The 21,974-nt window shown below is 66.8% G+C and carries 23 protein-coding genes; 19 read left to right on the forward strand and 4 right to left on the reverse strand.

The window, feature by feature from the left end:
* Window positions 1-165: 165 nt before the first annotated feature.
* Window positions 166-828: an SCO family protein gene (locus ACXAD2_RS03010; RefSeq protein ID WP_475166711.1), complete on the forward strand. Its 663-nt coding sequence runs from the start codon at window positions 166-168 to the stop codon at window positions 826-828.
* A 111-nt stretch (window positions 829-939) separates the two neighbouring features.
* A complete protein-coding gene (locus tag ACXAD2_RS03015) occupies window positions 940-1,284 on the forward strand; it encodes a RidA family protein (RefSeq protein WP_224905329.1) in 345 nt (114 codons plus the stop codon).
* A 42-nt stretch (window positions 1,285-1,326) separates the two neighbouring features.
* On the opposite strand, the gene ACXAD2_RS03020 is transcribed toward ACXAD2_RS03015, so the two are convergent.
* From ACXAD2_RS03020 to ACXAD2_RS03030, 3 genes are all read right to left on the reverse strand, one after another.
* Window positions 1,327-2,124 carry an ABC transporter permease gene (locus ACXAD2_RS03020; RefSeq protein WP_475166714.1) on the reverse strand — a complete coding sequence of 266 codons (798 nt, stop codon included), beginning with the start codon at window positions 2,122-2,124 and terminating at the stop codon, window positions 1,327-1,329.
* Window positions 2,121-2,849: an ABC transporter ATP-binding protein gene (locus ACXAD2_RS03025; RefSeq protein ID WP_475166719.1), complete on the reverse strand. Its 729-nt coding sequence runs from the start codon at window positions 2,847-2,849 to the stop codon at window positions 2,121-2,123. The genes ACXAD2_RS03020 and ACXAD2_RS03025 overlap by 4 nt, the downstream gene beginning before the upstream one ends.
* A gap of 213 nt (window positions 2,850-3,062) precedes the next feature.
* Window positions 3,063-3,785: an ABC transporter permease gene (locus ACXAD2_RS03030; protein WP_066111970.1), complete on the reverse strand. Its 723-nt coding sequence runs from the start codon at window positions 3,783-3,785 to the stop codon at window positions 3,063-3,065.
* A 542-nt stretch (window positions 3,786-4,327) separates the two neighbouring features.
* Here ACXAD2_RS03030 and ACXAD2_RS03035 point away from each other — a divergent pair.
* The 17 genes from ACXAD2_RS03035 to ACXAD2_RS03115 all read left to right on the forward strand — a co-directional run bounded on the left by ACXAD2_RS03035 (window position 4,328) and on the right by ACXAD2_RS03115 (window position 21,005).
* On the forward strand, window positions 4,328-6,025 hold the full coding sequence (locus tag ACXAD2_RS03035; protein ID WP_475166722.1) for a sensor histidine kinase: 1,698 nt from the start codon (window positions 4,328-4,330) through the stop codon (window positions 6,023-6,025).
* Window positions 6,022-6,750 carry a response regulator transcription factor gene (locus ACXAD2_RS03040; protein ID WP_475166724.1) on the forward strand — a complete coding sequence of 243 codons (729 nt, stop codon included), beginning with the start codon at window positions 6,022-6,024 and terminating at the stop codon, window positions 6,748-6,750. The genes ACXAD2_RS03035 and ACXAD2_RS03040 overlap by 4 nt, the downstream gene beginning before the upstream one ends.
* 75 nt (window positions 6,751-6,825) lie before the next feature.
* On the forward strand, window positions 6,826-6,918 hold the full coding sequence (gene pqqA / locus ACXAD2_RS03045; RefSeq protein ID WP_475166726.1) for a pyrroloquinoline quinone precursor peptide PqqA: 93 nt from the start codon (window positions 6,826-6,828) through the stop codon (window positions 6,916-6,918).
* Window positions 6,919-6,940: 22 nt separating this feature from the next.
* On the forward strand, window positions 6,941-7,852 hold the full coding sequence (gene pqqB / locus ACXAD2_RS03050; protein ID WP_475166729.1) for a pyrroloquinoline quinone biosynthesis protein PqqB: 912 nt from the start codon (window positions 6,941-6,943) through the stop codon (window positions 7,850-7,852).
* On the forward strand, window positions 7,849-8,625 hold the full coding sequence (pqqC, locus tag ACXAD2_RS03055) for a pyrroloquinoline-quinone synthase PqqC (RefSeq protein WP_475166732.1): 777 nt from the start codon (window positions 7,849-7,851) through the stop codon (window positions 8,623-8,625). The genes pqqB and pqqC overlap by 4 nt, the downstream gene beginning before the upstream one ends.
* The gene (gene pqqD / locus ACXAD2_RS03060; RefSeq protein WP_475166734.1) at window positions 8,625-8,960 is read left to right on the forward strand and encodes a pyrroloquinoline quinone biosynthesis peptide chaperone PqqD; all 336 of its coding nucleotides are present in this window, start codon (window positions 8,625-8,627) and stop codon (window positions 8,958-8,960) included. The genes pqqC and pqqD overlap by 1 nt, the downstream gene beginning before the upstream one ends.
* A 13-nt stretch (window positions 8,961-8,973) precedes the next feature.
* The gene (pqqE, locus tag ACXAD2_RS03065) at window positions 8,974-10,092 is read left to right on the forward strand and encodes a pyrroloquinoline quinone biosynthesis protein PqqE (protein WP_475166736.1); all 1,119 of its coding nucleotides are present in this window, start codon (window positions 8,974-8,976) and stop codon (window positions 10,090-10,092) included.
* A gap of 347 nt (window positions 10,093-10,439) precedes the next feature.
* On the forward strand, window positions 10,440-11,627 hold the full coding sequence (gene repA, locus ACXAD2_RS03070) for a plasmid partitioning protein RepA (RefSeq protein WP_066111718.1): 1,188 nt from the start codon (window positions 10,440-10,442) through the stop codon (window positions 11,625-11,627).
* Window positions 11,627-12,598, forward strand: a complete 972-nt coding sequence (gene repB, locus ACXAD2_RS03075) for a plasmid partitioning protein RepB (protein ID WP_475166738.1) — start codon at window positions 11,627-11,629, stop codon at window positions 12,596-12,598. The genes repA and repB overlap by 1 nt, the downstream gene beginning before the upstream one ends.
* A 182-nt stretch (window positions 12,599-12,780) precedes the next feature.
* Complete coding sequence (gene repC / locus ACXAD2_RS03080; RefSeq protein ID WP_475166741.1) at window positions 12,781-13,926, forward strand: plasmid replication protein RepC; 1,146 nt, start codon at window positions 12,781-12,783, stop codon at window positions 13,924-13,926.
* Between the two features lie 177 nt (window positions 13,927-14,103).
* Window positions 14,104-14,769: a DUF58 domain-containing protein gene (locus ACXAD2_RS03085; RefSeq protein WP_475166745.1), complete on the forward strand. Its 666-nt coding sequence runs from the start codon at window positions 14,104-14,106 to the stop codon at window positions 14,767-14,769.
* A gap of 139 nt (window positions 14,770-14,908) precedes the next feature.
* Window positions 14,909-15,535 carry an S-(hydroxymethyl)glutathione synthase gene (gene gfa, locus ACXAD2_RS03090; protein WP_475166748.1) on the forward strand — a complete coding sequence of 209 codons (627 nt, stop codon included), beginning with the start codon at window positions 14,909-14,911 and terminating at the stop codon, window positions 15,533-15,535.
* Between the two features lie 200 nt (window positions 15,536-15,735).
* Window positions 15,736-16,464, forward strand: a complete 729-nt coding sequence (locus tag ACXAD2_RS03095; protein WP_066111724.1) for a response regulator — start codon at window positions 15,736-15,738, stop codon at window positions 16,462-16,464.
* Between the two features lie 13 nt (window positions 16,465-16,477).
* Window positions 16,478-17,635: an FIST N-terminal domain-containing protein gene (locus ACXAD2_RS03100; protein ID WP_475166753.1), complete on the forward strand. Its 1,158-nt coding sequence runs from the start codon at window positions 16,478-16,480 to the stop codon at window positions 17,633-17,635.
* On the forward strand, window positions 17,632-19,854 hold the full coding sequence (locus ACXAD2_RS03105) for a sensor histidine kinase (RefSeq protein WP_475166755.1): 2,223 nt from the start codon (window positions 17,632-17,634) through the stop codon (window positions 19,852-19,854). Before ACXAD2_RS03100 ends, ACXAD2_RS03105 begins: the two co-directional genes overlap by 4 nt.
* A gap of 117 nt (window positions 19,855-19,971) precedes the next feature.
* Entirely contained in the window at window positions 19,972-20,643 is a 672-nt protein-coding gene (locus tag ACXAD2_RS03110) for a hypothetical protein (protein WP_475166759.1), read from the forward strand.
* Window positions 20,640-21,005, forward strand: a complete 366-nt coding sequence (locus ACXAD2_RS03115) for a hypothetical protein (protein ID WP_475166762.1) — start codon at window positions 20,640-20,642, stop codon at window positions 21,003-21,005. The genes ACXAD2_RS03110 and ACXAD2_RS03115 overlap by 4 nt, the downstream gene beginning before the upstream one ends.
* A gap of 96 nt (window positions 21,006-21,101) precedes the next feature.
* On the opposite strand, the gene ACXAD2_RS03120 is transcribed toward ACXAD2_RS03115, so the two are convergent.
* On the reverse strand, window positions 21,102-21,935 hold the full coding sequence (locus tag ACXAD2_RS03120; RefSeq protein ID WP_475166764.1) for a quinoprotein dehydrogenase-associated SoxYZ-like carrier: 834 nt from the start codon (window positions 21,933-21,935) through the stop codon (window positions 21,102-21,104).
* Window positions 21,936-21,974: the final 39 nt, after the last annotated feature.

Here is a 21,974-nt window from a genome sequence, read left to right on the forward strand (position 1 = left end):
TGCGATCGACCGGGCGCGGCAAAATGCCCGCGCCGCAGCTGTTCCGCTTCGCCTTGCTTTGCGGCATGAACTGCGGCTGATCCCGCCCGGCTTGCCGCCGCCCGCGCCCCCGCACGCGGACCGCAGCAGGCCCCTGCCCCTCCCAGCAGAGAAAGGCCCGCAAAGATGAACCTCAAGGAACAGAAAGTCGCGCTCTGGCTCTGCGGTCTCGCCGTGCTTGGCACGTTGGCGATCCTGCTGATCGTGCCGCGGGTCGAGGCCAATCAGGCCGCGCTGCTCGGGCGCGGCGACTATGCGCTCACCGGCACCGACGGCAGCGCCTTCACCCAAGACAGCCTGAAAGGCGCGCCCTCGGCGGTGTTCTTCGGCTTCACCCATTGCCCCGAGGTCTGCCCCACCACCATGGGCGACATCGCCACGTGGAAAGAGGATCTGCCGCAATCGCAGGACCTGCGGGTGTTCTTCGTCTCGGTCGACCCCGAGCGCGACACCCCCGATCTGCTTGAGCAATATGTCTCTTGGGTGCCCGGCGTCACCGGTGTGACCGGAAGCCCCGAAGAGACGCAGAACGCCATCGACGCCTTCCGTGTCTACGCCGAAAGGATCGACTTCAGCGAGGGCAGCTACACGATGGACCATTCGGCCTATGTGATGCTCTTTGATGCCGACGGTCTGTTCGTCGATGCGATCCCCTATCAGGCGGACTACGACATGGCCGAGGCGAAGCTGCGCAATCTGCTGGAGGGCAACCCCGAGGGTCTTGGCGCCAAGCTGCCGCGCGACCCCATCGGATGGCTGTGCTACAGCGTGCAGGCGGCGCTGAGCTGAGGCCATCTTGCCGCCGCCACCCGCGGCGGTCTAACTGGCCCCGGACGCATGTCGCGCCCGCGCAGTTCCCGCCCAAGCGCAATCGCCGGGGCGCTCAAGAAAGGACATCCGATGACCATCACCCGCATCCAGCCCGGCCCCCGCATGAGTCAGGCCGTGGTCTACAACGGCACCGTGCATCTGGCCGGTCAGGTCGGCCATGGCGCCGATGTCACCGAACAGAGCCGCGACGCGCTGGCCTCGGTCGAGAAGCTGCTGGCCGAGGTGGGCTCGGACAAATCGCGCATCCTGTCGACCACGGTGTGGCTCGCCGACATGGCCGATTTCGCCGCGATGAACGCCGTGTGGGACGCCTGGGTCGACCCCGCAAACCCGCCGGCCCGCGCCTGCGGCGAGGCCAAGCTGGCAACGCCCGACTACCTGGTGGAATTCCTCGTGGTCGCCGCGGTCGCGTAAGCCGTCGTCAAAGCGATCCGGGCGCGCCGCCAGCGCGGCGCGTCACCCACCCTTGCGGCGACGGGTCATGCCATGCGCCGGATCATAGCCCAGCAGCGCCAGCCCGAAGAACAGCGCGAAGGCCAGCGCCACCCACAGCAGCGCCCAGCCGTTGATCTGCCGGTAAAGCGCGAAGCGGATCAGTTCCACCGCATGGGTAAACGGGTTCACCGCACAGATGTCGCGCAGCACCGTCGAGCTTTCGGCCATCTTCCACAGCGGATAGAGCGCGGTCGACAAAAAGAACATCGGGAAGATGACAAAGTTCATCACCCCGGCGAAATTCTCTAGCTGTTTGATCGTTGACGAGATCAGCAGCCCCAGTGCCCCCAGCATCAGCCCCGAAAGCACCAGCACCGGCAGCGCCAGCACATAGCCCCATCCGGGCAGCGTGATGCCAAAGCCCGCCGCGATGGCAAGGAAGACATAAACCTGCAGGATCGACACCGCGACCCCGGCCAGCAGCTTCGACAGCAGCAGCCACCAGCGCGGCAGCGGTGAGGTCAGCAACAGCCGCATCGACCCCATCTCCTGATCGTAGACGAGGCTGAGCGAGCTTTGCATGCCGTTGAACAGCTGGATCATCCCGCACAGCCCCGGCACGATATAGACCTCATAGGTGATGTAAGTCTCGTAGGGCGGGATGATCGACAGGCCAAGCGCGGCGCGGAACCCGGCGGCAAAGACCACCAGCCACACCAGCGGCCGCACCAGCGCGGCCAGAAAGCGCGAGCGCTGGTGCACGAAGCGCAAAGCCTCGCGCCGGATGATCGCCAGCATCGCGGTCAGCCAACGGCTCATACCCCCGCCCCGCCCGCGGGCGCGCCCGTCATCTCGATGAACACATCCGCCAGTGGCCGACCGGCACGCAGCGCGGCGGCGCGCTCATGCGCCAGCACCCGGCCCCTGTGCAGCACCACCACATCGTCGCCGTCCTCGATCTCATCCACCAGATGCGTGGCCCAGAGCACGGTGAGCCCGCCCTGCGCCAGCGCATGCACATGCGCGGTGATCGCGCGGCGGCTCTCGAAATCGAGGCCCACCGTCGGCTCATCCAGCAACAGCACCTGCGGGCGGTGGATCAGCGCGCGGGCGATCTCCATCCGCCTCCGGTGGCCGCCGTTGAGATTGCGCACCTTCTCTGCCGCACGCTCCTGCATGCCAAGCTGCGCCAGCGCCACCTCGGCCCGCGCCGCCGCCTCGCGCCCCGAGATGCCATGCAGCGCCGCGAAGTAGCGCATATTGCTGGCCACGCTCATATCGAGATCGAGGGTCGGCTGCTGGAACACCACGCCGATCTTCGACAGCGCCGCACGCGGTGCGCGCGCGATGTCATGCCCGGCGACACGGATCTGCCCCTCGCGGCTGACGAAGAGCCGGGTGAGCAGCGCGAACAGCGTCGACTTGCCCGCCCCGTTCGGCCCCAGAAGCGCGGTGAAGCCGGGGCGCAGCGCAAAGCTCACCCCGTCGAGCGCGCGCTTGGCCCCGTAGCTGTAGCCGAGGTCGGAAACGTTGAGGGCGGTCACCGAGAGTCCCCCCTCATCACCGGGACGCGCCGCGCAAGCGCCGGCCCGTGGGATGGCGCTGCGACCTGCGGGGTCCGCGCTTTATCCCTGCCAAATCCGGATAGCCCCCGAACGACTCGCAGACCCAGCCAAAGCGCCAGCCCGAGGGGACGGGCCGGCGCTTGCGCGGCGCCTTCGGCTTGAGTCCGCGCCGAGGATATCTGCACGCGCGCTTTAACCCCGCCACCGGCGCGCGCGCCGCTCCCAGGGCTGCAGCACCAGCCATTCCACCGCCAGCATCACCGCGATGAACGACAGCGCATAGACCAGCACCATGGTCACGTCGAAAAGCTGGAAATAGAGGTGGATCTGAAACCCCACCCCATCCGAGCGGCCAAGGAATTCCACCACCAGCACGATCTTCCAGATCACCGCCACCCCCGAGCGCGCCGCGGCGGTGATGAAGGGCGCAAGCTGCGGCAGCACCACATGGCGCAGCCGCGCCGCAAGCGGCATCCGATAGACCCGCCCCATGGCATCCAGCCCCGGATCGAGCGCCCGTGCGCCCTCGCGGATCACTGTCGCCACATTGGGGATCTTGTTGAGCGTCACCGCCACGATGGCGGCGGTCTCGGTCAGGCCAATCCAGAGATAGCACAGCACGATCAGCACCAGCGCGGGCAGGTTGAGAAACACCACCAGCCACGGATCGAGCCAACGGTCGGCGCGCGGAAAGCGCCCCATCACCAGCCCCAGCAATATGCCCAGCCCCATGGCCAGCACAAAGGCCCATGCCACGCGGATCAACGTCTTGCCGAGATGATAAGGCAGCTCGCCCGAGCGCAGCGCCTCGGCAAAGGGCTGCAGCAGCGCCCATGGCTGCGGCAGCACCTGCGCGTCATCGGTCAGCGCGGCGGCGACGATCCAAAGGACCAGCAGCCCGGCCAGCGACAACATCGCCGTGCCCGACCGGCGCGACGCCGCGGGGCTGTCGGCGCCGCCATGGCAGACGCCGGTGATACGCGCTGCGGTCTGGTTGCCCTGCACGTGGTCCTCCTCGAAGGCGGAGGGTGGGCGGCGGCAAAGGGGGCGTCAATTACGCCTTTAGGAGCGGTTCGGCCCGAACGAGATACCTGCTAAAGTTGCGTTGACGGAAACACCGCTTCACGCGCCTCGGGGCTCTGCCCGCGAGTTCTGGGCTCTGCCTGCGGGTCAGGCTTCGATGTCGCCCTCGCCGACAACCCGGCAGCGCCAGCGGTTGACCGTGAAATTGGGGTGTTCCTCGACCCAGCGCGCAAGTTCGGGCTGGGCACCCATCATGCAGGCCATGGGGGTGACATCTGTGTAGACGAGACTGCGTTCGGAGCAAGTTTCGGGCGCAGTGGACAAGCATGCCACAAAGAGAAGCTCAATCATGGTTGCCTCGCTTGGTTGAACGTGATGCCCCTTCAGTATCGCGCCCACCCCCTAATATGCGGCAGAAGAGATTTGTTTCAGTCTTGCTGCAGCGCAGCATTGCCCAAAAATCATACTGGCTTGCGTCGAAATTAGGCGAAATTTGGCCAGCAAACACGCACTGGCGCCGCATCTTTGGGCAGAGGCATCTGTCGCTCAAGGCGCGGCTCGGCATCGGCGCGGGCATTCTGGGCCTTGCAACTCTCATCACCGCGCTGATCATCGTCGCCGGAATGGGGCGCGTTTCGGACCGTCTGCAAGAGGCGCTGGCCGCCGAACGCAGGCTCGAAGACTATGCCGCGCTGTCGACGCAGGTTTCCACCTATATCCTCGTCGCCGCCGAGCTGATCCAAAGCGACCAGCCCGCCGAAACCCGCGCCGACCGCACCGCGCAGGTGGTGCAGACGCTGCAGGGCACCTTCGCCCGGCTGCGCGGCGGGCTCGACGCCGAAGTGGCCGCAGCAAAGGGCCTCGACGCGCAAAGCCGCCGCGCCACGCTGTCGCTGGCGCTCGCCCGGATGGAGGCGCAGCTCAACACCGCGCAGGCCGGGCTGCTGTCCAAGGACGCCACCCGCGCACAGCTGCGCGCCCATCTCGACGGCTTCGCCTCGGCGGTGGAGCCCCTGCTGGCCGAGGCGGTGAACGAAGAGCGGCGTCTGAGGCGTGAAATCCTCTCTGGCATCGACGCTTTGCGCCACCGGCTGACCCTCTCTGCCGCGATCATGGCGGGCGTCGCGCTGCTGCTCACCGCCGGGTTCTACCTGTTTCTGCTACGCCCGCAGTTCCGGCGGCTGGACGCCCTGCAGGGCGCCGCGCGGCGCATCGGGCAAGAGGATTTCAGCGTCTCGCTGCCCGGCACCCGCCAGGACGAGATCGGGCGGCTCTACACCGAGACCAACCGCATGGCGCAGGCGCTCGCTGCTCGTGCGAGCACCGTGGCGCGCGACCGCGCCCGGCTGGAGGAAACCATCGCCAGCCGCACCGAAGCGTTGCGCGCCGCCAACGCCCGGCTCGAACGCACCGACGAGGACCGCCGCCGCTTCTTTGCCGACATCAGTCATGAATTGCGCACGCCGCTCACGGTTATCTTGATGGAAGCGCAGCTTGGCCGCCGCGGTGCGCCGCAGCCGGAAGAAGCCTTTGCCACCATCGAAAATCGCGCAACGCGGCTCGGGCGGCGCATCGACGATCTGCTGCGCATCGCCCGCTCCGAAACCGGGCAATTGGCGCTCGACCCGGCCCCCGTCGACCTTGCGCAACTGACCACCGAGGCGATCGCGGAAACCGCCGCCGAGCTTGCCAACGCAGGAATGGCGCTGCAGCGCCCTGACCCGGCGACGGCCCCGCTTATGGTGATCGCCGACCGCAATTGGTTGCGGCAGGTGATCTCCGGGCTGATCCGCAACGCCATCCGCCACGCCCGCGACGGCGGGCTGCTGCGGCTCGAACTGCAGGCGCAAGGCACCGCCGCCGAGCTTCGGGTGATCGACAATGGCCCCGGCATCCCGCCCGAGGCGCAGGCGCTTGTCTTCGACCGGTTCGCCCAGTCCGGTGGACAATCGGCGCAGGGCTTCGGCCTTGGTCTGCCGCTGGCGCGCTGGGTGATCGAGCAGCAGGGCGGAGAGATCACCCTGCAAAGCCCCCTGCCCCGCGACACCGCGCTTGGCCCGGCCCCTGGCACACAGCTTGCGCTGCAACTGCCGCGCGCACCGCAGGCGGGCACACCCGAGGCCGCATCATGACCGTTGCGCCGCCGCCCCGCCTCCTCGTCGTCGATGACGACCCCGAGATCTGCTCGGCCCTCGCGCGGGGCCTCGGCCTGCATGGCTATGAGGTAGAGACCTGCAACCGCGCCGCCACCGCCCTGCCCGAGCTTGCCGCGCGCCGGTTCGATGCGGCGGTGGTCGACGTGATGCTTGGGGCCGACAGCGGCATCGCACTGGTCCGCGAGGCGCGCAAGGCCGGGGCGCAGCTGCCCATCGTCATGCTCTCGGCGCTGTCCGAGGTCGACCACCGCGCCGCCGGGCTGGAGGCGGGGGCCGACGATTATGTGGTCAAACCCTTCTCCTTTGACGAGCTGGTCGCCCGGCTGCAGGTGCAGCAGCGCCGCGTCGCCGCGCTCCGCCCCGCCCCCGCCCGTCTCGATCCCGCCGAGCGGCGCGTCACCGCCGGGCCGCACAGCGCCCAGCTGACCGAGCGCGAGTTCGCGCTGCTCTCGCTGCTGGCGGCGCAGGCCGGAACGCCGCTCACCCGAGGCGAAATTTTCGACCGGCTCTGGGCCGGGGAGTCGCGCAGCGAGAATGTGGTCGATGTCTACATCGGCTATCTGCGCAAAAAGCTGCGCCCCGCCGAGGATTTCGGCTTCGAGATCGCCACGCTGCGCCAGCGCGGCTTCTGCCTCAGCGGGATCGCGCCCCTCCTCCCCGCCGCGACGCCGGGCACCGACCTTGGTCTAGGCCGCTCTTAGATTATAAGACTCGCCCCGCGCCGCCCCCGCTTGCCACACTGTCTCCACCGCCAGCTGCAACAGGAGGAGATACAGATGGCCTGGACCAAACCCGTGATCCGCGAAATCGAGTGCGGCATGGAAATCAACATGTACGGACCCGTTCACGACGACGGCGTGTTGTTCTGATCGGCAGCGCGCGGAGAACGTGATGCAACAGATCCGCGCGCACATTCTCGGGGCCGCTGCTGGCGGCGGCCTGCCGCAGTGGAACTGCGGCTGCGATAACTGCCGGATGGCCCGTGCAGGCGACATCCCCGCTCAGACCCAAAGTTCGCTGGCCGTCTCGGCGAATGGCACGGACTGGGCGATCCTCAACGCCTCGCCGGACATCCGCGCGCAGCTTGCCGCCACCCCGTCGCTGCACCCCACGGGCCTGCGCGAGATGCCGCTGCAGGCGGTGCTGCTGACCAATGGCGACATCGATCACGTCGCCGGCCTGCTCACCCTGCGCGAGATGCAGCCCTTCACGCTTTACGCCACACCCGGCATCCATGAGGTGATCGCCGCCAATCCCGCGTTCGACGCGCTCAATCCCAAGGTCGTCAGCCGCGCCCCGCTGGCGCTGGAACAGCCGGTGGAACTGGTGCCCGGGCTTTTCGCCACGCTGTTCTCGGTGCCCGGCAAAGTGCCGCTCTATATGGAGGGCGGCGAAATGGACGGCGCTCTTCAAACCGACCTCATGGGCGAGCAGACCGTGGGCGTCGAGCTCAGCACCGGCACCAGCCGCGCCTATTACATACCCGGCTGCGCCCGGCTTGATGAGGCGCTGCGCACGCGGATCTCCGGTGCCGCGCTGGTGCTGTTCGACGGCACGCTCTGGCGCGACGACGAGATGATCGCCGCGGGCCTCGGTCGGAAGACCGGGCGCCGCATGGGCCATATCTCGATGAGCGGCCCGGCAGGGTCCATCGCCGCCTTCGACGGCCTCGATGTGGGCACCAAGGTCTTCGTGCATATGAACAACACCAACCCGGTGCTGCGCCCCGGCGCGCCCGAGCGGGCCGAGGCCGAGGCCGCGGGCTGGATCATCGGACAGGATGGACTGGAGCTTACCGCATGACACGCATCCCCCCACAGCAAGACCCGCTGTCCCGCGCCGATTTCGAGGCCCGCCTGCGCCATATCGGGGCGGTGCGCTACCACGATCTGCACCCGTTCCACGATAGGCTGCACGGCGGCGATTGCAGCCCCGATGAGGTCCGCGCTTGGGTGATCAACCGTTATTACTACCAACATTCCATCCCGATGAAGGACGCCGCGTTTATGTCGCGCGTCGAGGATCCGAACCTGCGCCGGGCGTGGCGCTCGCGAATTGAGGATCACGACGGCACCGAAACCAACGAAGGCGGCATCCGCCGCTGGCTGCGCCTCGCCGAGGCGGTGGGGCTGGACCGCGACTATGTGGCCTCCTGCGAGGGGGTGCTGCCCGCCACCCGTTTTGCGGTGGATGCCTATGTGCGCTTCGTGCGCGACAAGAGCCTGCTGGAGGCTGTCGCCGCCTCGCTGACCGAACTTTTCGCGCCGAAAATCCACGCCAGCCGCATCGAGGGCCTCTTGCAGAACTACGCTTTCGCCGATGACGCGGCGCTGAGCTATTTCCGCAATCGCCTGACCGAGGCCCCCAAGGATGTCGCCTTCGGGCTCGACTGGGTGCTGACCCACGCCGACACCGCCGAAAAGCAGGAACAGGCGGCGCAGGCGCTGATCTTCAAGACCGATGTGCTCTGGTCGCAGCTCGATGCGCTCTGGGGCGCCTATGTCGCCCCCGCCCGGATTCCGCCCGGCGCCTGGCACCCCGGCGAGGGACTGGCCAAAAGCGAAGTGGCCGCCTGATGGACCCCGCCGCGATCCCCGCCCTGCCCCGCGGCGTGCGCCTGCACCGCGACAGGGTGCGCGGCGGCTGGGTGCTGCTCGCCCCCGAGCGCGCCGTGACCCTCGATGCCATCGCCCATGCCATCCTGTCGGAAGTGGACGGCAGGCGCAGCTTTGCCGAGATCACCGAAACCCTCGCCGCCCGCTACGCCGCCCCGCCCGCGCAGATCGCCAAGGACGCCGCGAGCTTTCTGCAGGCGCTTGAGGCCCGCCGCTTTCTCGATGTGACCCCTCAGGCCGCTTCTTCTCTTTCCAAATACGCACGGCCCGGCGCCGACCACGGGCCCCACCGCTGATCAAAGGCCCGCCATGACCAAAGCCACGCCGTCTCCGCCGATCGCCATGCTTGCCGAGCTGACCCACCGCTGTCCGCTCTCCTGCCCCTATTGCTCCAACCCCGTCGAACTGGCGCGGCAGGACAGCGAGCTCGACACCGACACTTGGACCCGCGTCTTCAAAGAGGCCGCAGAGATGGGCGTGCTGCAACTGCACCTCTCGGGCGGCGAGCCCGCCACAAGGCGCGATCTCGAGGATTTGGTGCGCGCCGCGCGCGAGGCCGGGCTTTACACCAATCTCATCACTTCGGGCATTGGCCTCACCGAGCGGCGGATGCGGGCGCTCGACGCCGCCGGGCTCGACCATATCCAGCTCAGCCTGCAGGGCACCACGCCCGAGATGGCTGATGAGATCGGCGGCTATCGCGGCGGCTTTGCCCGCAAGCTGCAGGTGGCGCAGTGGATCGGGCAGATCGGCTTTCCGCTCACGCTCAACGCGGTGCTGCACCGGCGCAACCTGCACCAGCTGCCGCGCGCGCTGGAGATGGCGGTGGAGATGGGCGCGCGGCGGATCGAGGTCGCCACGGTGCAATTCCACGGCTGGGCGCTGAAGAACCGCGACGCGCTGATGCCGACCCGCGCGCAGGCCGAGGAGGCCACGCGCATCGTCACCGAGGCCCGCGTCCGGCTGAAGGGCCAGTTGGTGATCGACTATGTGCCCGCCGACTACCATTCGGACTATCCCAAGCGCTGCATGGGCGGCTGGGGCTCAACCGGGCTCAACATCGCGCCCGACGGTCAGGTCCTGCCCTGCCACGCGGCGCAGACCATCCCGCATCTGAGCTTTGAGTTGGTCAAGGGCCGCCCCCTTGCCGAGATCTGGCTCCATAGCGCGGCGTTCAACGCCTATCGCGGCACCGACTGGATGAAGCAGCCCTGCCGCTCCTGCGAGCGCAAGACGATCGACTTCGGTGGCTGCCGCTGTCAGGCCATGGCGCTTGCCGGTGATCCGGCGGCGACGGACCCGGTCTGCGTGAAATCCCCGCATCATGTGAACCTGCAGGCGCGGGCCGAGGCCCATGCGCAGGCCACAGGCGCGCCGCTGATCTACCGCAGTGCGCCCGGCAAACCGGTCGCCGAGCCCGCCGAGTGAGGTTTGCGCCCCCACCGGGCGGGCCGGAATCATCCCCAATTAGAGCCTGTTAGGATCGCGACTCGCGCTGGCCCACCCCTGCGCACGATTCGACCGGGCGTCGCGCCGCGCCCGGATCCGCGCCATAAGCCTTGAAATTGCGCAACACCGGACGTGAAAAGCTCTGACGACGATTATCCACTATATTTCAGGGACTTATTTCACCTCTTGCGCGCAGCGCATGAAGCCCCGCAAGATGTCGCGGCAGACCCCCTGCCCCACAACCGCAGGAAATTGTGGACAACTGCGCTCTCTCTTGCGTAAAGAAACGGTAATAAAAGCGCTGGCGGAAAACAGCGTTACCGAAAATGAGGGCAGCAGTGGCGGAACCGATTCACATCAACGCCCGCGTGCGGGAAAACGCCGAAGCGATCAGCGCGGCGCTCGAAGACCATATGCTGAAGGTCTTCGCCCCCGATGCGCGAAAGGAATTGCGCCGCTTCTCCGCCGGAGAAGCGGCCGAACTGCTTGGCATCTCTCCGAGCTTCCTGCGCAAGCTGCATTTCGAAGACCGCGTGCCCGAGGTCCATACCACGCCGGGCGGAAGAAGACACTATTCCGGGGCAGATCTGCTCGAGATCCGCAAGATCCTCGACAGTACCGCCAAGACCAAGGGCACCTACATGCGCGGTCGCCGCGAGGGCGACAAGGTGCAGGTGCTGTCCTTCCTCAACTTCAAGGGCGGCTCGGGCAAGACCACAAGCTCGATCCACACCGCGCAGCGGCTGGCGCTGAAGGGCTACCGGGTGCTGGCGGTCGATATCGACCCGCAGGCCTCGCTGACCACGCTGTTCGGCTACCGCCCCGAGTATGATTTCCTGCATTCCGGCACGATCTACGACGCGATCCGCTACGACGATCCGGTGCCGCTGTCGCAGGTGATCCAGAAAACCTATTTCACCGGCATCGATCTGGCGCCGGGCGGGCTGATCTTGCAGGAATTCGAGCATGAGACCCCACAGGCGCTGATGGCCAATATGCAGCCGCCGTTCTTCTCGCGCATGGCCGCCGCGCTGCAGGAGGTCGAGGCCGATTACGACGTGATCATCTTCGACTGCCCGCCGCAGCTGGGCTATCTGACCATGTCGGCGCTCTGCGCATCCACGGGCGTGCTGATCACCATCGTGCCCAACATGCTCGACATCGCCTCGATGGCGCAGTTCCTGCAGATGAGTGCCGATTTGCTCGATGTGGTGTCGAATGCCGGGGCCAGCATGGAGTTCGACTTCCTGCGCTTCTTGATCAACCGCTACGAGCCCAACGACGGCCCGCAGCAGCAGGTGGTGGCGTTCCTGCGCCAGCTTTTCGGCGAGGAAGTGATGGTCGCGGCCATGCTCAAATCCACCGCCATCTCTGATGCCGGGCTGACGACGCAGACGCTCTATGAGGTCGACCGCTCGCAGTTCCACCGCAACACCTACGACCGCGCGGTGGATTCACTCAATCAGGTCAACGATGAGGTCGAGTCTCTCATTCAGAAAGCATGGGGACGCTGATGGCACGTAAAGGCATTCTGGAACCAAGAATTTCGACCCTCGGCGGCGGCGCGGAGCGCAAACCGACCGCCGCTGAATTGCGGATGATGCCGCGCGGCGCGGTCGGCGCGCTGCAAAGCTCGCTGTCGAAGCTGCAGGAGAACGCGGTTCAGGAGATCGAGCCCGATCTGATCGACGACGCCGGGTTTGAGGACCGTCTGGGCCTCGACCCCGAAGCGCAGGGTCAGCTGAAAGAGAGCCTGCAGACCTACGGCCAGCAGGTGCCGGTGCTCTTGCGCCCTCATCCCACGCAGAACGGTCGTTTCGAGATCGTCTACGGCCGCCGCCGCCTTGGTGCGCTGCGCGAGCTGGGGATGAAGGTCAAGGCGATGGTCCGCCAGCTCGACGATCACGCGCTGGTCATGGCGCAGGGTCAGGAAAACACCTCGCGCCAGGACCTGAGCTTCATCGAAAAGGCCAGTTTCGCCGCGCAGCTGCAGGACTCGAACTACGACCGGCAGACAATCGCCGCGGCGCTGTCGATCGACCTGCCGATGGTGAGCCGGATGCTGAAAGTGGGCACGGCGTTTTCCCTGCCCTTCCTGCGCCAGATCGGCTCTGCCCCCGGCATCGGGCGCGACCGCTGGATGGCGCTGGCGAAGATCCTGCAGGACGAGGCGGCGAGTGCCCGCGCCGAGGAGGCGATGCGCGCGCCCGGCTTCGATGCGCTGGAGTCCGATGCCCGTTTCGACGCGGTCTATGGCGCCACGCAGCGCAAGACCACCGTGGCCAAGCCCCCTGCCCCACGTCCGCGCAGCCTGCGCGCGCATGATGGCACCGCGCTGGCCGAAATTCGCAGCACCGCGCGGGGCCTGACCCTGACGGTGCCGTCAAAAACAGCGGATGGTTTCGATCGCTGGCTCGACGCCCGCGCCGAAGAGATCATCCAAGACCTTCACGACCGCTGGCAAAGCACCCGGTCGGAAGACTGAGAGAGCAGTAGAAAAACAACGGAGGCACGAGAGGACAGGCGACAAAAAAGAAAAGCCCCCCAGGACGGATCCCGGAAGGCCCTTCTCGAAAGTAGCAATTTGAGTTAGCCGCCAGAGCCGTTCCCTGTCAACTCCGCATCACGGTGTGGGGCAGGAAATTTGTTGTCTTTCGTGAAAAATATATGCTGGAGACGTCCCGACAGCCTGTCGGGCGGCCAATCTCGGCTTGCCTGACGGCGCAGGTCGGCACCCATGACAAATGGGCGCTGCTGCGCGACCTCACGACTGTGTCCGAAGACTTCGGTCTCGGGCATCGCACGCTTTCGGTTCTGAAGGCGCTGCTGACCTTCTGGCCGGAACGCGAGCTGCCCTGCGACGGCGCCATCGTGTTTCCCTCGAACCGCGTGCTCTCCGAGCGCCTGTCCGGAATGCCCGAGAGCACCCTGCGGCGGCATCTGAGCAAGCTGGTGGAAAGCGGCATTGTCAGCCGTCACGACAGCCCCAACGGCAAACGCTACGCCCGCCGCTGCGGCGCCGAGATCGGCATCGCCTTCGGCTTTGACCTCTCACCCCTCGCCCGCCATGAGGCCGCGCTGTCCCGAGCCGTGGCCGAAGACGCGCTGCGCCGCGAACGGCTGGCGGTGCTGCGCGCGCGTCTTGGGATGCTGCGCCAGCGCCTGTGCGAGGGCGCGGCGCCCTGCCCCGCTCTGCTCGAAGAAGCCCGTCTGTTGCTGCGCCGGAAATGCTCCGAAGCGGTCCTCAATGAGATGATCGAGCGGCTCGATGCCGCGCTTCCGGTGATGCCGAAGGCCGAAGTCTTGCCCGAGGTCGACACCAATGCTGCTTCCGCACCGGCGCAAATGAACGCCAGCAACAGCCAAAATGAGCGGCACATACAGGAATCAGATAAATCCTTCTCTGACTCTGATAGCGCCCAGCCGACGAACGACACGCCGGCGGAAAGCGCCCAACCTGCAGAGAAAGACAGGCTCACCCTTCCGCAGATCACCGAAACCTGCCGCGAGTATCAGACCTTCTTCCCGGAAAAGCCGCGCAACTGGCATGAACTGATTTCCATGACCCAGAGGCTCGCGCCGATGATGGGCATCGAAGCGCCGGTTCTGCATGACGCGCAGCGGACCATGGGGCCAGAGCGCGCGGCGGCGGTGCTTTTGTGCCTGCTCGACCGCCATTCCGAGATCCGCAAGCCCGGTGCCTACCTCAGACGGCTGACACAGATCGCCAGAAACGGCGGATTTTCGGTCTCCAGCATGCTTGGCGCGCTGACGCGCCGGGCTCCTTCTGGAAATTGTCAGCTGACAATTTGAAAAACGGCGTGTTTTCAAAAGCTTGTAAAAACGGCCCCTGACACGTCCGGCTGACAACATGGATATGCGACCTTGGGCTGTGTTTCGGTGCACCCGCAGCATCGCCTAGACTGAACGCCAACGAGACAAGGCCGAGACTCCGATGCCCCCCGCCATCCCCCGCCCGAGGATTTCGCGATGACAGCTTCCCTGCATATCCCCGGCGCCAGCCTGCAGGCCTGCGAGTTGGCGGCCCTGCGTGCCACGGCGATGAATGGCTTTGGTCCGTGGCAGCCCGGTGCGCTGCCCGGTGCGGTGCTGGTCGCGGATTTCCGGCCTTCGATGCTCAGCGGTCAACTGCGGGCCTTTCGCTCTGTGGCGGCGGCGGAGGCGCTGGCGCTGATCGGCTGGCGGGTCTGCCTCGATGGCGGCTGGGTCGCGCTGCTGGCGCTTGGAGCCGGAGCCCCCGTGGTGGTCGCGCCCAGCCATGGCGACGAGGGTATGAGCCGGGTGATCGACGGTCTGGTGCGGGCGCATGACCTCGCCGAAGGGCTGGCGCTGGCCGGACAGTTCGAGGACCCGCCGCTGACCCCGGCGCTCTACGCGCTCGACGAGATCGCAGCCCCCGGCGCGGCGCTGGTCATTGCCTCGGGTTTTGAGATGCCCGGCGCTGGTCTTGCCGCAAGGATCGAGGCGCTGTCGCGCGCGCATCACCTGCGGCTTTTGCATGTGACCGATGGCGGCGAGCCCGAGTGTCCGCCGACCCGCGGGCTCTTCGCGCTCGATGCAAATCTGCCGCCCGAACATGCCGCACCGTATCTGTCGCGGGCCCTGCGGCTGGTGCCGCGCGAAGGCTGCATCTGAGGTGTACGGCTGACAATCGTGGCCCTCGCGCGCGGCGCCGCAGCCGATACCATTGTTGGAATTGCCAGCTTCCGGCCTTGGCCGCACCCTTGGTGCAGGCGCGCCAGAACGCAGCGCCCGCTTGGGAGGAGCAAGACGAATGGGAATTCTCGACAAGATATTTGGTGGTGACGAAGGCCCGGCAGAGCCGCGCTTCACGCATGTGAAAATTCATCCTCAGGTCGACACTGGCGTCGGCTCGGCACGGCCGGGCTTTGCCGGTGGGACGCTGACGTGCAAATGCACCAGCGATCCGGTTGTTGTGAAAGTCGGCGCGCAGACCGCGCATAACCACGTCTGCGGCTGTACCAAGTGTTGGAAACCCGATGGCGCGGTGTTCAGCCAGATCGCGGTTGTCAGCCGGGATCAGGTGAGCGTTGCCGACAATGGCGACAAGCTGCAGGTGGTCGATCCTGCGGCGGCGATCCAGCGCCACGCCTGCAGCGGCTGCGGCGTGCATATGTACGGGCGCATCGAGAACACCGGCCATCCGTTCCACGGGCTCGACTTCGTGCACACCGAACTCTCGGATGACAGCGGGTGGGCGCCGGCGGAGTTTGCCGCGTTCGTCTCGTCGATCATCGAGTCGGGTGTCGATCCGGCGCGGATGGACGACATCCGGGGCAGGCTGCGCGAGCTTGGGCTCGAGCCCTATGATTGCCTTTCGCCGCCGCTGATGGATGCGATCGCCACCCATGTGGCAAAGCAGAACGGCGCGCTGGCCTAGAAAACCGACCGGCTTTCAACCGGCTGGCACCTTCGCGAACCCCGCGAAGGTGCTTCGTGCTTGAGGAGGACGGGGCCGTGAACAGCAAGCAAGGGAGTGCAGCTTTTCGCCGGTCCGAGGCGCGGGACCTGACGCCGGGGAATTACACCATTGCGCGAAAGAAAATTCATGCGCTAACGTTGAGCTGGGAGGAGAGTTCAATGAAAGACATGCAAGATGCGGCAGCATCGGGCACGATCGGGCCTGTCCTGATCGTCGATGATCACCCGCTATACAGCGATGCTTTGGCGGCCGCGCTGCGTGCTGCCTTCCCAGATTGTCAGCCGTCGCAGGCGCAGACATTGGGCGCCGCGCTCGATTTGCTGGCACAGGGTGTCGCGCCCGATCTGGTGATGTTCGATCTCAAGCTGCCGGATGTCTGCGGGATTTCCGGGTTCCAGAAGCTGCGCGAGGCGCTGCCGGAAACTCCGGTGCTGGTGATCTCGTCGCTGACCTCGGTGCAGGTGGTGCAGGCGCTGATGGAGGCGGGGGCTGCAGGGTTCCTGCCCAAGGATGCTCCGGCGCCGGTGCTGCGGCAGGCGCTGCGCGAGATCGCCGCGGGCCATACCTATGTGCACTCTGGCTATGCCGGGCGGGCCATCGAAGAGCCCGCCGAGCAGCTGCCCTTCGAGGCGATGCATCCGAAGCTGGCCGAACTGACGCCGCAGCAGAAACGCATCATGAAGCTGATTTGCGCTGGCAAGCCGAACAAGCAGATCGCCTATGAGCTCGATCTGGCAGAGGCCACGGTGAAGGCGCATATCACCGCGCTGTTGCGGCGGCTTGGGGTGCAGAACCGGACGCAGGCGGCGGTGCTGGTCGAAAGCTCGCAGCCCGCCACGGCGATCGGCGCGGCGGATGCCGACGCGCAGGCCTTCCTGAGCCGCTGAGCCGCCGACCGGAATGGCGCCCGACGGCCAGTTGCCCCGCTTCATCCGCATCGCGGTCTCGCATCAGTCCGAGGCCGCCGCCGCCGTGACCGAGGCGCTGGCGGCGCTCGATCTGCCCGAGATCTGCTTCATCCTCGCGTTCCTGCCCGAAGGGCTGGCGCCGGATGCGGTGGCCGCCGCGCTCGACGCGGGCTCGGGCGGGGTGCCGGTGTTTGGCTGCACGACGGCTGGCACGATCACCCCCGAAGGCTATGAGACCGGTGCGCTGCTGCTGCTGGCCTTTCCGCGGGAACACTTCCGCTGCGCCTCGATGCTGATCTCGCCGCTGAAGCCGCTCGAGATGAAAGCCATCGCCAGCGAGGTGCGCAGCCACGCCGCGAGGTTCCGCCGCACCGCCGGATGGAACCGACTGGCGCTGATCTTTGCCGACGGGCTGGCCAAGCAAGAGGAGATGCTGGTCGCCACGCTGGAGGCGGCGCTTGGCGAGGTGCCGGTTTTTGGTGGCTCGGCGGGGGATAATCTGGCCTTCGAAGAGACCTTCGTGCTGCATGACGGTCAGTTCCACAGCAATGCGGCTATTCTCCTTCTGGTTGAAACGGACCTCGAGTTCCAAGGGCTCGGCTTCGACCATTTTCTGCCCACCGAGCAGCAGGTGGTGGTCACCCACGCGCTGCCCGAAGAGCGGCTGGTGTTCGAGATCAACGGCGCGCCCGCTGCGCTGGAATATGCGCGCATCGTCGGCTGCCCGGTGGACCGGCTGTCGCCGCAGGTCTTTGCCGAGAACCCGATGCTGGTGCGGCAGAACATGAACTACCACGTGCGCGCGATCCACAGCGTGCCGGACAGTCACGCGCTGTCCTTCCTTGGGGCGATCGACGATGGGCTGATCCTCACGCTGGGGCGCGGCAAGGAGATCATCGAGACGCTGGAGGCAGAGCTCGACACCCGCGGGCCCGAGGGCGGGCCGCCGGATTTCGTGCTCGGCTTCGATTGCGTGCTGCGCAAGCTGGAGATCGAGCAAAAGCAGCTGGCGCCCGCGGTCAGCGAGATTTTCCGCCGCCGCCGGGTGCTGGGGTTCAATACCTACGGCGAGCAGCATTGCGGGGTGCATGTGAACCAGACCTTCGTCGGCGTCGCCTTCTACGATCCCGGGAGGCGTGAGCTGGCATGATCGACCCCGAAGAGCCGCTCGAGACCCAGCTTGCCCGGCAGGGCCGGATCATCGACGCGCTGATGCGCCGTGCCAACCGTCAGCATGAGGTCGGCAGCACCGCCTATGGGGCCTTCCAGTCGGCCATCGCGCTGCAGGCGCAGGTCTGGGCCAAGACCCGCGATCTGGAGCGCACCACCGACGAGCTGCGCCACGCCCGCGACGACACCCAGCGGATGCGCAAGAACCTTGCCGATGCGCTCTCGGCGATGGACGGCGGGGTGGCGCTGTTCACCGGCGGGCGACTGGAGGTGTGCAACGACATCTTCCAGACGCTGCTGCCCGACATCACCGAGGTCCTGCGTCCGGGGCTGCGCATCGACGCCTGTCTTTCGGCCATGGCCGAAAGCCGCCATCTGGTGACCGTCGAGGGCAGTTTCGAGACCGCGCTGGCGCAGGCGCGGCGGGGCAGGGGCGCCGCGGTGGTCACGCTGGTGATCGAGCTGACCGGGGATCGCTGGTATCAGGTCAACTTCCAGCGCACCGGCGAAGAGAACCTCGTGCTGCTGCTCACCGAGATGACCCGCATCGTGCGGCGCAACCGCTCGGAGAAGGAAAGCCTGATCGACCGCCATGCCGATTACCTTCAGGCGGTGTTCGAGAATATGACCTCGGGGGTCTGCACCTTCTCGCCGCAGGGCGAGGTGATGATGTACAACCAGCAGTTCCGCCAGTTGCTGGGGCTGCCCTATACGATCCTGCAGAAAGGCACCGAGCTGGGGCGGCTGCTCGACTATGTGGCGCAATACGGGCTGATCTCGGAGGCGGCGGAGCATGACATTGCCCATTGGCTCGACCGGCTCGAGCGGCAGGGGCGGCTGCGGCGGCGGCTGCGCCATGCCTCGGGGCGGATGCTGGATCTGCACGCGCACCGGCTGCCCGACGGCGGGGTGCTGCTGGAGCTGAAGGATGTGACGCTGGAGACCCGCGCCACGGTGATGCTGGAAAACCGGGTGATCGAGCGCACCGCCGAGCTGACCCGCGCCAACGCGCAGCTGCGCGAGCAGTTCGAACAGAAGGCGCGGGTGGAAGAGGAGCTGCGGCTGGCCAAGGAGCGCGCCGAGGCGGCGGTGTCGTCCAAGACCCGCTTCCTTGCCGCCGCCAGCCACGATCTGCTGCAGCCGATCAATGCCGCCAAACTGCTTATCGCCACATTGCTCGAGGCGGTTGCGGGCACGCGGTTTGCGCCCACGGTCGAGCGGTTGGAGGGGTCGTTCAATTCCACCGAGCAGCTTTTGCATTCGCTGCTCGACATCTCGCGGCTGGAAAGCGCCGACCGTTCGCTGACGCCCTCCGAGCTGTGCCTCGGCACCCTGATGCGCAGCGTCTGGGAGGATCAGACCCCGGTGGCGCAGCGCCGCGGCGTGCGGCTCGACGTGGTGCCCAGCATGGTCTTTGTGCGCTCCGATCCGATCTATCTGTTGCGCTCGATCCAGAACCTCGTGGTCAACGCGCTGCAATACACCCCCGATGGCGGGCGCGTGTTGGTCGGCTGTCGGCGGCGCGGCACCCGCGTCGAGCTGCAGGTCTGGGACACTGGCATCGGCATCAACCGCAAGGATCAGAAGCGCATCTTCGAAGAGTTCGCCCGCGCCGACAATGTGCCCTTGGGCTCGGGCGTGGGGCTGGGCCTGTCGATCGTCGATCGCACCTGCCGCCAGCTTGGCCATCACGTGCGGGTGCGCTCGAAACCCGGCGTCGGCTCGGTGTTCAGCATCGAGATGGATGTGGTCGAAGGGCGGCAGCCCGTCCCCGAAGAGCCCTGCCGCAACGACACCGCCACGCCGCAGCAGATGGATCACATCGTGCTGCTGATCGAGAACGACCCCGATGTGCTTTTCGCCTTCAGCCAGAAGCTCGAGCAATGGGGGGCCAGCGTGCTGGCGGCGCGTGGCATCGAAGAGGCGTTGGTGCATGTGGCGGACATGGGGATGCCGCCCGACATAATCCTTGCCGATTACCAGCTCGACGGGGATGAGACCGGGGATGTAGCGATTGCCGAGGTCCGCCGGGCCTGCGGCGCGCAGGTGCCCGCCATCATGATCACCGCCAACCGCGGCAACGGGCTGCTCAAGAAGGGCGCGGCGCAGGGGTTCTCGATCCTCACCAAGCCGGTGCAGCTGTCGCGGCTGCGCGCACTCATCGAATGGAAGACCCGCTGGCAGGCGCCGGAAGGGTAGGGGGGCCAACCAGTATCCAGCTCAGCACCCACCTTAGCACCGACAAAAGTCGGCAATGACAGGCAGGGCAGGGGGGATAGGCTGGCGCGTGGGAGATAACAGGGAGGAGTCTGACCGATGCGCAAGAGAATGGCCCTGATTGCCGTCATGGCGGCGCTGGCGCTGCCTGCGGGTGCGGCGACGACCGAGGCGGAACAGACCTACGCGCTGCTCTTCAAAGAGGGCACGCTCGACGATGTGAGCCGCGCCTCGGTGCTGCGCTACACCCGCGCGGTCAGCAACAGCGCCAAGCCCGAGGCGGCAGAGCGCGACAGCGGCCAGATCGCGCTGTCGATCGACGAAAGCGGCGCCGCGCCGCTCGCCAATCTGCAGTTCGAGCAAGGCGGCAAGCACCGCAATCTCGGCAGTTTTCCGGCCAGCGTCGGCAATCCGATGATCATGTATTTCTACGAGACGGTGATCCGCGACATGGCCGAGACCGCTGGCGGCTCGCCCTATTACATCCGCAACCGGGTGAAAGAGGCGCTGGTGGAGCCGGCGCAGATCGACATGGGCGAGGCAAGCTTTGACGGCGCGACAGTGCCGACGCGCACCATCACCCTGCGGCCCTTCGCCGATGATCCCAACGCGGGCCGGATGCAGGGCTTTGGCGATCTGGAACTGCGGGTGACCATGTCCGAGGCGGTGCCGGGCTGGTATCTCAGCTTTACCGCCGAGGCACCGGATGGCGAAGGGGCGGCGGGCGGCTACCGCTCAGAGCTGCGCTTTGCCGGGACGATGGCGGAATGATCCGGCAGCGCCTGTCTGCGTTGGCGCTTGGCGCGCTGCTCTGCGGTCCGGGGCTGGCTTCAGCGCAGGGTGTGGCCGAGCGGCTCAATGATTACCCCACCGAGGCGCGGGCCGATTATGTCTTTGGCTGCATGGCCAGCAACGGTCAGAGCCGTCAGGTGCTGCGGCAATGCGCCTGCTCGATCGACGAGATCGCGTCGATCCTGCCCTATGAGAAATACGTCGAGGCCGAAACCGTGCTCTCCATGCGTCTCACCGGGGGCGAGCGCATGGCGGTGTTCAACGGCTCTGCCGCGGCCAACGCCATCGTCGCCGATCTGCGCCGGGCGCAGGCCGAGGCCGAGGTGGTGTGCTTTTTCTGAAGTCTTCAGGTTGAGCCCTTGTTTCTTGCTGCGCGACGGGGCTTGGCGCGCCCCTCGCTGCCCATGGGCGGCGGGGGGATCGTTTGGGCGGCGGGCTCAGCCGCCCGCTTTCGGCAGCACCTGCTCGAACTCATTGCCCTCGGTATCGCGGGCCTTCACCGTCAGCGCCTCGGTGCCATTGTCGGCATAGGCAAAGCGGAACGTGGGGTTTTCTGAGATCGAGATGCCGCCGTCCATCGCGAAAAGCTGCTCCTCGCCCTGCCAGACCTCGAGATGGTCGATGAAATGCGCGGGAACGAAAAGCTGGGTGATCTGGTCGCGCTGCAGCCCCGAGTAATTGGGATGGCGGATCTGGATCTGCGCCTCGCGCCGCGCCACCGACTGCGCGGGTTGCTGCCCGGTTTGCTGTTCCGGCTGCGCCGCCCCGAAGAGCCGCAGCTTCATCTGCCCCATGGTCGCCAGCGCCGCTGCGGGCGCTTTGGTGGCCGGGGCCGAACAGCCGCCCGAGGCTTTGACGAAGCGCCCGTCCATGCGCAGCCCTTCCGGCGTCTCGGCGATCACCCGCACGTTGGAATATTGGTTCACCCGCACCCGCAGCTCGAAATCGAGCGGTGCCATCGCGGCGCCGAAGCTGAAGGTTCCGGCGACCGGCGCGGGGTTCTCGTCAACCACCACGGTGGCGCCGGTGATCGTGGCGGCGGCGTCGGTCTGCACGATATGCACCGGCACGGTGGCGGCATCTTCGGCGCGATACGGCGCCTCGACGGTAAAGAGGCTGCCTGCGGGCGCGATCTCTGACGCGCCAGTGACATCCGCGCGCAGGTCCCGCCACGTGGCGCTCTCTGCCAGTGGGTTGGGCGCGTCGGCGGCCATCGCCGCGCCGCCGATCAGCAGCGCCAGCAGCGGGGCCGCAAGGGTCTTGGGCTCCATGCTCTCCTCCTGTCTCCGATCCGGGGTGTCTGCGGGCAG

This window comes from Salipiger sp. ABN3_019 (genome assembly GCF_056158605.1).

What these genes read in the sequence shown, in the direction of transcription:
- repC (WP_475166741.1), top strand. Translation starts at nt 12,781, where the DNA reads ATGCTGGAGACGTCCCGACAGCCTGTCGGGCGGCCAATCTCGGCTTGC.
- pqqB (WP_475166729.1), top strand. Translation starts at nt 6,941, where the DNA reads ATGCAACAGATCCGCGCGCACATTCTCGGGGCCGCTGCTGGCGGCGGC.
- repB (WP_475166738.1), top strand. Translation starts at nt 11,627, where the DNA reads ATGGCACGTAAAGGCATTCTGGAACCAAGAATTTCGACCCTCGGCGGC.
- pqqA (WP_475166726.1), top strand. Translation starts at nt 6,826, where the DNA reads ATGGCCTGGACCAAACCCGTGATCCGCGAAATCGAGTGCGGCATGGAA.
- ACXAD2_RS03095 (WP_066111724.1), top strand. Translation starts at nt 15,736, where the DNA reads ATGAAAGACATGCAAGATGCGGCAGCATCGGGCACGATCGGGCCTGTC.
- ACXAD2_RS03100 (WP_475166753.1), top strand. Translation starts at nt 16,478, where the DNA reads ATGGCGCCCGACGGCCAGTTGCCCCGCTTCATCCGCATCGCGGTCTCG.
- ACXAD2_RS03105 (WP_475166755.1), top strand. Translation starts at nt 17,632, where the DNA reads ATGATCGACCCCGAAGAGCCGCTCGAGACCCAGCTTGCCCGGCAGGGC.
- ACXAD2_RS03015 (WP_224905329.1), top strand. Translation starts at nt 940, where the DNA reads ATGACCATCACCCGCATCCAGCCCGGCCCCCGCATGAGTCAGGCCGTG.
- ACXAD2_RS03120 (WP_475166764.1), bottom strand. Translation starts at nt 21,935, where the DNA reads ATGGAGCCCAAGACCCTTGCGGCCCCGCTGCTGGCGCTGCTGATCGGC.
- ACXAD2_RS03040 (WP_475166724.1), top strand. Translation starts at nt 6,022, where the DNA reads ATGACCGTTGCGCCGCCGCCCCGCCTCCTCGTCGTCGATGACGACCCC.
- repA (WP_066111718.1), top strand. Translation starts at nt 10,440, where the DNA reads ATGAGGGCAGCAGTGGCGGAACCGATTCACATCAACGCCCGCGTGCGG.
- ACXAD2_RS03010 (WP_475166711.1), top strand. Translation starts at nt 166, where the DNA reads ATGAACCTCAAGGAACAGAAAGTCGCGCTCTGGCTCTGCGGTCTCGCC.
- ACXAD2_RS03115 (WP_475166762.1), top strand. Translation starts at nt 20,640, where the DNA reads ATGATCCGGCAGCGCCTGTCTGCGTTGGCGCTTGGCGCGCTGCTCTGC.
- ACXAD2_RS03020 (WP_475166714.1), bottom strand. Translation starts at nt 2,124, where the DNA reads ATGAGCCGTTGGCTGACCGCGATGCTGGCGATCATCCGGCGCGAGGCT.
- gfa (WP_475166748.1), top strand. Translation starts at nt 14,909, where the DNA reads ATGGGAATTCTCGACAAGATATTTGGTGGTGACGAAGGCCCGGCAGAG.
- ACXAD2_RS03110 (WP_475166759.1), top strand. Translation starts at nt 19,972, where the DNA reads ATGCGCAAGAGAATGGCCCTGATTGCCGTCATGGCGGCGCTGGCGCTG.
- pqqE (WP_475166736.1), top strand. Translation starts at nt 8,974, where the DNA reads ATGACCAAAGCCACGCCGTCTCCGCCGATCGCCATGCTTGCCGAGCTG.
- pqqD (WP_475166734.1), top strand. Translation starts at nt 8,625, where the DNA reads ATGGACCCCGCCGCGATCCCCGCCCTGCCCCGCGGCGTGCGCCTGCAC.
- ACXAD2_RS03030 (WP_066111970.1), bottom strand. Translation starts at nt 3,785, where the DNA reads ATGTTGTCGCTGGCCGGGCTGCTGGTCCTTTGGATCGTCGCCGCCGCG.
- pqqC (WP_475166732.1), top strand. Translation starts at nt 7,849, where the DNA reads ATGACACGCATCCCCCCACAGCAAGACCCGCTGTCCCGCGCCGATTTC.
- ACXAD2_RS03085 (WP_475166745.1), top strand. Translation starts at nt 14,104, where the DNA reads ATGACAGCTTCCCTGCATATCCCCGGCGCCAGCCTGCAGGCCTGCGAG.